Source organism: Nonomuraea antri (genome assembly GCF_013283785.1).
In the GTDB taxonomy this organism is placed as follows: domain Bacteria; phylum Actinomycetota; class Actinomycetes; order Streptosporangiales; family Streptosporangiaceae; genus Nonomuraea; species Nonomuraea antri.
In genome coordinates this window covers 1-10,381 of sequence record NZ_JABCPZ010000315.1, presented here as the reverse complement: position 1 = coordinate 10,381, position 10,381 = coordinate 1, and the positions used below count along the sequence as shown (strand labels likewise).

Annotated in this window: 6 protein-coding genes; 4 read left to right on the top strand and 2 right to left on the bottom strand. The window is 72.7% G+C overall.

All coding sequences use genetic code 11. The features are described from left to right. Positions 1–59: 59 nt before the first annotated feature. Entirely contained in the window at positions 60–2,348 is a 2,289-nt protein-coding gene (locus HII36_RS50235; protein ID WP_173530497.1) for a P-loop NTPase family protein, read from the bottom strand. A gap of 181 nt (positions 2,349–2,529) precedes the next feature. Between HII36_RS50235 and HII36_RS50230 the strand changes: the two genes are divergently transcribed. From HII36_RS50230 to narJ, 4 genes are all read left to right on the top strand, one after another. Continuing rightward, complete coding sequence (locus HII36_RS50230) at positions 2,530–3,693, top strand: globin domain-containing protein (protein WP_173530496.1); 1,164 nt, start codon at positions 2,530–2,532, stop codon at positions 3,691–3,693. 101 nt (positions 3,694–3,794) lie between these two features. Continuing rightward, positions 3,795–7,466 (top strand): nitrate reductase subunit alpha, encoded by a 3,672-nt coding sequence (locus HII36_RS50225; protein ID WP_173530495.1) that lies wholly within the window; start codon positions 3,795–3,797, stop codon positions 7,464–7,466. Next, entirely contained in the window at positions 7,466–9,016 is a 1,551-nt protein-coding gene (gene narH / locus HII36_RS50220) for a nitrate reductase subunit beta (protein WP_173530494.1), read from the top strand. Before HII36_RS50225 ends, narH begins: the two co-directional genes overlap by 1 nt. Positions 9,017–9,057: 41 nt before the next feature. Further along, entirely contained in the window at positions 9,058–9,741 is a 684-nt protein-coding gene (narJ, locus tag HII36_RS50215) for a nitrate reductase molybdenum cofactor assembly chaperone (RefSeq protein WP_328808263.1), read from the top strand. Positions 9,742–9,757: 16 nt separating this feature from the next. Here the strand turns inward: narJ and HII36_RS50210 are convergent, their stop codons facing one another. Then, entirely contained in the window at positions 9,758–10,219 is a 462-nt protein-coding gene (locus HII36_RS50210; protein WP_328808262.1) for a pyridoxamine 5'-phosphate oxidase family protein, read from the bottom strand. Positions 10,220–10,381 lie beyond the last annotated feature (162 nt).

Below are 10,381 nucleotides of genomic sequence, written 5' to 3'. Positions count from 1 at the left end.
GATCACCGCCTTCCGCACCGCCTGGGGCCTGGACGGCCGCACCCTGTCCTGCCCGGGCGTCAGGACAGGGTGCGGCCGTCCAGGCCCCAGGCGGTGCGGAAGGCGGTGATCGAGTGCCAGGCCAGGTGCGTGTCCTGGGTGAAGGCGAACCTGGCCGCGGCCAGCTCGTCGAAGGTGCCGCCGTCGCCGTCCCGGGTGGCCGCGGTCATCCTGGCGGCGTCGAGCCGGTCGTCGAAGACGTCCTCGAGGGTGGCGCAGAAGTACACGTAGGCGGCGAAGTCCCGGCGGACCGCGGACACCTCCTGCGGGTCGTCGGCGGTGGCGGGCGGCAGCTCGTCCAGGATCTTCAGCGCGGCGCGCGGGGCGGCGCCGGTCCTGGCCACGGCGTGCAGGAAGCGCCGCAGCTCCGGGTTGACCGAGCGCAGAGCGGCGTTCGCGGCGGCGGCCTTGCGCCTGATCTCCTCGGCGGCCACCGCCGCGGCCGTCACCCCCAACTGCCCGGCCGCACCCGGCCGACCGGCCGCACCCGCCGAACCGCCGGATCCGCCCGACCCGCCCGAGTCGTCCCAGGACCGGCCCGCGGCCTGGATGACCTGGCGGGCGGCCCTGATCAGATCGCGCGGCAGCCCCCCCGCCAGACAGTGGCACAGCGCCACGTACGGCTCGCTCAGCCCGATGACCCGCCGGTGGAGCAGCCGGCGCGACTCGGCGTACGGCATCGGCCCGACCCGGACGATCTCGTCGAAGGAGCTGTCGAACGTGTCACGCAGCGGCAGCCCGCGCCGCTCGAACGCGGTGAGCGCGTCGTCGGAGACCGAGATGAAGAAGTACACGTGCGGAACCCCGAACACGCCCTTGATCTCGTTGAGGAACCGCTCGGCCTGCTCCGGCGAGCCGATCTTGTCGAGTTCGTCCACGCCGATGCAGACCCGGTCGCCGTTCTCGTGCACGACGCGGGCGACGTGCCGGGCGAAGTGGCGGAACTGCTCGACCACCTCCGGGTAGCTGAGCACCTGCTCGGCCCTGGCGACGGTCCTGGTGCCGGTGGCCTGGGCGCCGGCGACGGGCAACTGCGCGCCGCCCGTCCAGCCGTGTGAGACCGTCTGCAGGTAGCGGCAGCGGTCCAGGTGGCGCCTGGCACGGGCGACGACCCGCGCGGGCACGCGCCGGCGAGCCGACCCCCGGAGCGTCGCGCGCAGGCCCCGCACGCCCTGGACACCCCCGGCGACCAGCGCGATCGCGCCCAGCACGGCCGCGGCGACGGCGACCACGGACGTGCCGAGCCCGGTGAAGGCGGCCAGCTCCGCGCGCCACGCCCACAGCACCGCCGCGCCCGCCACCAGGAGCGACAGCACCACCCAGACCTCCCTGGCCCGCCAGACCGCACCGGCGAGCAGCAGCGGGCGGCCGGCCCGCCGGTTGGCGATCCCGGCCTGGAAATAGCGGATCGTGCTCTGGCAGAACACGCTGAACAGGTGCAGCACGAAGTCCCTGGCGACGTAGTCGACCGGCGCCGAGACCAGGCAGCGCAGGTCCTCGCGGACGCCGCCGCCCGGCAGATCCTCGCAGTAGCGGCGCAGCAGGGTGGACTTGCCGCTGCCGCGCGGCCCGGCCACGCCCACGCTGGCCCCGGCCAGGTCGTCGAGCAGCGCGTCGAGCTGGGTGACCACGCCGGTCGGCACGTGGTACGAGCGGTCGTGCACCTCGCTCAGCCCGGGGCTGGTGGTGACCGTCATGGTGTGGCCGAAGCGGTCCTCGCGGGCGGCGTTCAGCCGGGCGCGCACCTCGGCCACGAGATCGTCCGCGACGGCCGCGACGAGCACGTCCCGCGCCAGGTGGAGCGCGCCGTCGACCAGGTAGGTGCCCAGGAGCCTGGTGCCCGCCGCGGTGTCCTTGCCGCGGTTGACAGCGACCACCAGGACGGCCGCGACCAGCAGCGTGCCCCCGGCCCACAGCGCGGGACCGGCCCACGCCCACGGGGTGAACCAGCCGGCCGCCAGCAGGAGCGCCCCGGCCAGCGCGAACCCGGCGCCGATCCAGCGCAGCAGGCGGGTGATCAGCACGCCCTCGCCGGTGGCCGTCAGCGTGCGTCCGGCCATGGCCGCGCGGTAGGCGGCGTACTCGCGGGGCGCCGTGGCCAGGATGGCGTCGGCGTCGAGCACCATCCGCATGCGCAGCCCGGAGCCGGTCAGCCCGAGTTCCTCCAGCGCGGTGCGGATCTCCGCGCTGTGCACGACCCCGTCGAGCAGGTCGATGTACTGGTCGAAGAGCTTGGTGTCGGCGGTGAGGGGATGGCCGGTCACGGTGCGGGTGAACTCCTCGTGCTGAGCGTGCGCGGGTAGCACCACGGTCGGGGCATCCCCGCCGCGCTGTCAACGCGCGCTCCGCCGAGACCACTCGCCCGATTTGGGACTTTCGGCCTGTCAAGTGCTGACATTTGGCCCGATGAACGGCCTGCTCGCGCTCCTAGCCTGAAATCCCGGCCCGGTCGGTTCACGGGCCGTGCCCACAATCGAACGGGAGGCTCCCATGTTGTCCGCGGAATCAGCCGCGATCGTCCGCGCCACGCTGCCGGTGATCGGCGCCTCGCTCGACGCCATCACCACGCGCTTCTACGAGACGATGTTCTCCGAGCGGCCCGAGCTGCTCGACGGCCTGTTCAACCGCGGTAACCAGGCCAACGGCGAGCAGCGCCGGGCCCTGGCCGGCTCCATCGCCTCGTTCGCCACGATGCTGCTCGAACGCCCCGACGAGCGTCCCGACCACCTGCTCGCGCGCATCGCGCACAAGCACACCGCCGTCGGCGTCACCGACGACCAGTACGTGATCGTGCACAAGTACCTGTTCGGCGCGATCGCCGAGGTGCTCGGCGAGGCCGTCACGCCCGAGGTGGCCGCCGCCTGGGACGAGGTGTACTGGCTGATGGCCGGGGCGCTGATCGCGATGGAGTCGCGGATCTACGCCGAGGCCGGCGCGCGCGACGGCGAGACCTGGCGGCGCTGGCGGGTCGTCGCCCGCCAGGAGGAGACCCGGGACGTGGCCTCCTTCCTGCTGCGCCCAGCAGATGGCGGCCCGCTCCCGCCCGCCAGGCCCGGCCAGTACGTCAGCGTCCGGGTCCGCATGCCCGACGGCGTGCACCAGCTCCGCCAGTACACCCTGTCCAGCGTCGGCGGCCTGCGCAGGATCACCGTCAAGCGGGTGGCGGGCGACCCGGCCGGCGAGGTGTCGAGCCTGCTGCACGAGAGCGTGCGCCCGGGCGACGAGCTGACCCTGTCGGCGCCGTTCGGCGAGGTCACGCTGGACGACGGGGACGCGCCGCTGGTGCTGGCGTCCGCGGGCATCGGCTGCACGCCGATGGTGGCGATGCTCGACCACCTGGCCGCCGGCGGCGCGCGCCGCCGCGTCCTGATGCTGCACGCCGACCGGTCGCCGGACGAGCACGCGCTGCGCGAGGACATGAGCAGGCTCGCCGACGAGCGCGTCTTCTGGTACGAGCAGGACGCCGCCGCCCCCGACCGCGCCGGCCGGATGGACCTGGACGGCATCGAGATCCCGGCCGGCGCCGTCGCCTACCTGTGCGGCCCGGTGCCGTTCATGCGGGACGTGCGCGCCCGGCTGCTGCGTGCCGGAGTGGCGGCCCGCGACGTCCACTACGAGGTGTTCGGCCCCGACCTGTGGCTCGGCTCCGACTGAGGTCCCCGCGAGCAGGGACTTTGGTCCCTGCCGCGACCAGGCGCCCACCCGGGAGCCTGGAGCCATGTCCGTTTGCTACCGCTGTGGCGAGGAAAACACCCATGACTGACATCGACACCACCCCCGGCATGGGCCCGTTGCTCGCCGCCCGCAGGTTCTTCACCCGGGCCGAGGTGTCCGCCGACGGCCGCACCCTGCACGAGCTGGACGCCGGCGGCTGGGACCGCTTCTACCGCGACCGGTGGGCGCACGACAACGTGGTGCGCTCCACCCACGGCGTGAACTGCACCGGCTCGTGCTCGTGGCAGGTGTTCGTCAAGGACGGCCTGATCACCTGGGAGCACCAGGCGACCGACTACCCGTCGGTGGGCCCGGACTCGCCCGAGTACGAGCCACGCGGCTGCCCGCGCGGCGCCTCCTTCTCCTGGTACACCTACTCGCCTTCGCGGGTGCGCTACCCGTACGTGCGCGGCGTGCTGCTGGAGATGTGGCGCGAGGCGAAGGCCAGGCTGGGCGACCCGGTCGCGGCCTGGGCGGAGCTGACCGGCGACCCGGAGCGGGCCAGGACGTACAAGCGGGCGCGCGGCACGGGCGGGTTCGTCCGCTCCGACTGGGACGAGGTCCTGGAGATCATGGCCGCCGCCCACGTGCACACGATCAAGGAGCACGGCCCGGACCGGGTGGTCGGGTTCTCGCCGATCCCGGCGATGTCGATGGCGTCGTTCGCGGCCGGGACGCGCTTCCTGTCGATGATCGGCGGCACACTGCTGTCGTTCTACGACTGGTACGCCGACCTGCCCATCGCCTCGCCCCAGGTGTGGGGCGACCAGACGGACGTGCCGGAGTCGGCCGACTGGTGGAACTCCCGCTACCTGATCATGTGGGGCTCCAACATCCCGGTCACCCGCACCCCGGACGCCCACTTCATGACCGAGGCCCGCTACCAGGGCACCAAGGTCGTCGCGGTCAGCCCGGACTACGCCGACAACGTCAAGTTCGCCGACGACTGGCTGGCCCCGCACCCCGGCACGGACGGCGCGCTCGCCATGGCCATGGGCCACGTGACGCTGACCGAGTTCTTCCGCGACCGGCAGGTCCCGTACTTCACCGACTACGTCCGGAAATACACGGACCTGCCGTTCCTGGTGACGCTGGAGCGGCGCGGCGACGCGTACGTGCCGCGCCGCTTCCTGACCGCCGCCGACCTGGGCGACGAGAGCGAGAACGCGCAGTTCAAGACCGTCCTGCTGGACGAGGAGAGCGGCGCCCACGTGGTGCCCAACGGCTCGCTGGGCTTCCGCTGGGGCGCCGAGGGCGAGGGCCGCTGGAACCTCGACCTGGACGGCGTGACCCCGGCGCTGACCCTGCTCGACGGCGACCCGGTGAAGGGCGACGCGGTGGAGATCGGCGCGGTGGAGATCGACCTGCCGCGCTTCGACGAGGGCGCCACCGAGGGCGGCTCGGTCATGCGGCGCGGCGTCCCGGTGCGCGAGGTCGGCGGGCACCTGGTCACCACGGTGTTCGACCTGCTCATGGCCCAGTACGGCGTCGCACGCGACCTGCCGGGCGAGTGGCCGGCGAGCTACGACGACGCCTCGCAGCCGTACACCCCGGCCTGGGCGGCGGAGATCACCTCGGTCCCCGCGGCCACGATCGCCAGGATCGCCCGCGAGTTCGCCCGCAACGCCGAGCGCACCCGGGGCAGGTCGATGATCGCCATGGGCGCGGGCACCAACCACTGGTTCCACTCCGACCAGATCTACCGCTCGTTCCTGACCCTGGTGCTGCTGACCGGCTGCCAGGGCGTCAACGGCGGCGGCTGGGCGCACTACGTCGGGCAGGAGAAGGTGCGCCCGGTGATGAGCTTCCAGCACCTGGCCTTCGCCTTCGACTGGCAGCGGCCCACCAGGCACATGGCCGGCACCGCGTTCTGGTACCTGGCCACCGAGCAGTGGCGCTACGAGCAGATCAAGGCCGACGAGCTGGCCAGCCCACTCGGCGAGGGGCTGTTCGCGGGCCGGACGTTCGCCGACTGCAACGCCCATGCCGCCCGGCTGGGCTGGCTGCCGTCGTACCCCACCTTCGACCGCAACCCGCTCGACCTGGCCGACGAGGCGGCGGCCCGCGGGATCCCGGTCGCCGACCACGTGGTGTCGGAGCTGAAGGCGGGCCGGCTGCGCTTCGCCGCCGAGGACCCGGGCGACCCGGCCAACTTCCCGCGCGTGCTGACCGTGTGGCGGGCCAACCTGCTCGGCTCGTCGGGCAAGGGCAACGAGTACTTCCTGCGCCACCTGCTCGGCGCCGACGCCGAGGCACGCAACACCGAGGGGACGCGCCCGGTCGAGGTGACCTGGCGGGAGCGGCCGGCCGAGGGCAAGCTCGACCTGCTGACCGCGATCGACTTCCGCATGACCTCCACCGCGCTGTACTCCGACATCGTGCTCCCGGCCGCCACCTGGTACGAGAAGCACGACCTGTCCTCGACCGACATGCACCCGTTCGTGCACGCCTTCAACCCGGCCATCGCCCCGCCCTGGCAGGCCCGCAGCGACTACGACGCCTTCCTCGCCCTGGCCGACCGCTTCTCCGAACTGGCCGCGACGCACCTGGGCCGGCGCACCGACGTGCTGGCCGTGCCGCTCGCCCACGACACGCCTGACGAACTGGCCCAGCCGGGCGGCCGGGTGCGTGACTGGAAGCACGGCGAATGCGACCCGATCCCCGGCAGGACCATGCCGAAGATCGTCACGATCGAGCGCGACTACCCGGCCACCGCCGCGCGCATGCGGGCCGTCGGCCCGCTGTTCGAGACGCTGGGACTGACCACCAAGGGCATCACCTACCAGGTCGAGCCCGAGCTGAACCACCTGCGCGACAAGAACGGCGCCACCCCCGACGGCCGGATCTCGCTGGCCACCGCCGACCGGATGTGCGAGGCCATCCTGGCCATGTCCGGCACGACCAACGGCCGGCTGTCCACCCAGGGCTTCGAGACGCTGGAGCGGCGCACCGGCACCCGGCTGGCCGACCTGGCCGCCGAGCACGAGGGCAAGCGCATCACGTTCGCCGACACCCAGTCACGGCCGCAACCGGTGATCACCTCGCCGGAGTGGTCGGGCTCGGAGACGGGCGGCCGCCGCTATTCGGCCTTCGTCATCAACGTCGAACGCGACAAACCCTGGCACACCCTCACCGGACGCCAGCACTTCTTCCTCGACCACGACTGGATCATCGAGCTGGGCGAGCAGCTGCCCGCCTACCGGCCGCCGCTCAACATGCACCGGCACCACGGCGAGCAGGGCGACGGCGACGGGGCCGAGGTGACCGTGCGCTACCTGACCCCGCACTCCAAGTGGTCCATCCACTCCGAGTACCAGGACAACGCGTTCATGCTGGCGCTGTCGCGCGGCGGCCCGACCGTCTGGATGAGCGTGGCCGACGCCGACAGGATCGGGGTGCGCGACAACGACTGGATCGAGGCCTACAACCGCAACGGCGTCGTCGTCGCCCGGGCGGTGGTCTCGCCCCGCATGCCCACCGGGACCGTGTACATGTACCACGCCAAGGACCGCAACGTGAACGTCCCGCTGACCGAGAAGTCGGGCCGGCGCGGCGGCACGCACAACTCACTCACCCGGCTGCTGCTCAAGCCCAGCCACCTCATCGGCGGGTACGCGCAGTTCACCTACGGCTTCAACTACTACGGCCCGACCGGCAACCAGCGTGACGAGGTCACGGTGATCCGCCGCCGCGGCCAGGAGGTGACGTACTGATGCGAGTCATGGCCCAGGTCGCCATGGTGATGAACCTGGACAAGTGCATCGGCTGCCACACCTGCTCGGTGACCTGCAAGCAGACCTGGACGAACCGCGAGGGCGTCGAGTACGTCTGGTTCAACAACGTCGAGACCAAGCCGGGCATCGGCTACCCCAAGCGGTACGAGGACCAGGACCGCTGGCACGGCGGCTGGCAGCTCGACCGGCGCGGCCGGCTCAAGCTGCGCGCGGGCGGCCGGGTCAAGCGGCTGCTCAGCCTGTTCTCCAACCCGGACCTGCCCGACCTGGACGACTACTACGAGCCCGCCACCTACGACTACGACACCCTGATCAACGCCCCGGCCGGCCCGCACACCCCGGTCATCCGTCCCAAGTCGGCCATCACCGGCCAGGACATGGCCATCACCTGGGGCCCGAACTGGGAGGACGACCTCGGCGGCGCCCACGAGCACGCGCCGGGCGACCCCAACCTGGCCGCGATGGCCGAGAAGGTGCGCCTGGAGTTCGACCGGACCTTCATGTTCCACCTGCCGCGCATCTGCGAGCACTGCCTCAACCCGGCCTGCGTCGCCGCCTGCCCGTCGGGCGCGATGTACAAGCGGGAGGAGGACGGCATCGTCCTGGTGGACCAGGAGCGCTGCCGCGGCTGGCGCATGTGCGTCTCGTCGTGCCCGTACAAGAAGGTGTACGTCAACCACCGCACCGGCAAGGCCGAGAAGTGCACGTTCTGCTTCCCCAGGATCGAGGCCGGCCAGCCCACCGTGTGCGCGGAGACCTGCGTCGGCCGGCTGCGCTACCTCGGCCTGATCCTCTACGACGCCGACGCCGTGCTGGACGCCGCCCGCGTGCCGGACCCGCGTGACCTGCTGGAGGCGCAGCGCAAGGTCTTCCTCGACCCGGACGACCCCGAGGTGATCGCCGCCGCGCGGGCCGGCGGGATCAGCGAGGACTGGATCAGCGCCGCCCAGCGGTCGCCGATCTACCGGCTGGCCATGCGCTACCGGGTGGCGCTGCCGCTGCACCCGGAATACCGCACGCTGCCGATGGTCTGGTACATCCCGCCGCTGTCGCCGGTGCTCGACGCGGTCACCGGGGCCGGCGCGGACGCCGACGACCCGGACAACGTCTTCCACGCCATCACCGACCTGCGCATCCCGCTGGAGTACCTGGCGAGCGTGTTCGCCGCCGGTGACACCGAGGTGGTGGCGGGCGTGCTGATGAAGCTGTCGGCGATGCGGGCGTACATGCGGGCGCGCACGATCGACGGCACCGTGGCCGGCGACCTGCTGGAGTCGGCCGGCATGACGGCGGCCGACATGGAGGAGATGTACCGGCTGCTGGCCATCGCCAAGTACGAGGAGCGTTACGTCGTGCCGGCCGCGCACCGCGAGGACGCCGCCGCCCTGTCGGCGCAGACCGGCGGCTGCAGCCTGGACGGCGACGGCGGCCCCGGCATGAGCGGCTTCCACCCGTCCGGGCTGACCGGGCGCAGGACCGACGGACGTATGGGGCTGAAGCTCTTCGCCGGAAAGGAGACCCGGCCATGAACCGCCCGGTCGTGAATCGCCCGGCCATGAATCGTTCGGTCGTGAATCGTGTGGTCGGGAGAAGGCGGGGCGGCGGCGCCGTCGAGGCGCCGGAGGCGCGGGCGACGCTGCTGCGGCTGGTCTCGCTGCTGCTGCAGTACCCCGACGCCGAACTGCTGGCCGCCCGGCCCGAGCTGCGGCAGGCCGTCGCCACGCTGCCCGCCGGGCATCCGCGCGAGGCGCTGGAGCAGTTCCTGTGGTGGTTCTGCGACCGTCAGCCGATGGCGCTGGCCCGCGACTACGTGCAGACCTTCGACCTGCGCCGCAAGTCCAGCCTCTACCTCACCTACTACCTGCACGGCGACACCCGGCGGCGCGGCATGGCCCTGCTCATGCTCAAGCAGTCCTACCGGGCGGCCGGGCTCACCCCGCCCGAGGGCGAGCTGCCCGACTTCCTGCCCGTGGTGTGCGAGTTCGCCGCGCTGGCCGGGCCGGGGATCGGCGAGGCGCCGCTGCGCAGGCACCGTCAGGGGGTGGAGCTCATCCGCACCGCGCTGCGCACGGCGGGATCGCCGTACGCGTTCGTCCTGGACGCGCTGTGCGCGGCGCTGCCCGAACTGCGGGAGTCCGAGCGGGCGGCGGTGGCGGAGCTAGCGCTCGCCGGACCGCCGGCCGAGGAGGTCGGCCTGGCCCCCTTCGGCCCGCCGCTCGCCCCGCCGCTCGACCGGCCGGGGACCTGTCACTGAACGCCGAGGGGCCGGCTCAGCGAGAGCCGGCCCCGGTCTCAGCGGCGGCGGGGACGAGCTCGAAGCCGGTGACGATCTCCGGGCTGATGCGGATCACCTGGTCCATCTCCCCGGCCACCCAGGGCCGCAGGCGGGACTTGAAGGCCGCCGCCTCGGCGGGATCGGACACCAGCCTGGCCACGCCCGTGACGATGACGCTCCAGCCCAGGTGACGCTCCATGTCGAGAGCGTCGGCCTCGTAGGCCACCACGGCCCCGGCCGGCGCCACCTCGGTGCTGAGTATCGTGCCCGGGTTCGAGCGGATGACGATGTGGCCGCCCGCCACCAGGTGGTTCACCGGCCGGATCGCGGGAAGCGCGTGGCGGGTGAAGACGATCCGGCCCAGCGGCACGCCGGCCAGCAGCCGCAGCGCCTCCGCCTCGGGCAGCTCCCTGAGCTCGCGCGCGGTCATCGGATCCGGCCAGTCGCCGTAGTACACCTCACCAGGCCATCCTGCCGTCCCCGCGGGGGAGGGCCTAGGGACCAAAGTCCCTTGCGCGCCGGCCGTACGTCCCCGCCCGATCCGGCAGGTCCGCTGCTCAGCGAAGGAGCTTCACGATGAACGCGCCGGAGCCCCGGCCGCCCGCCCCCTCGGACGGCC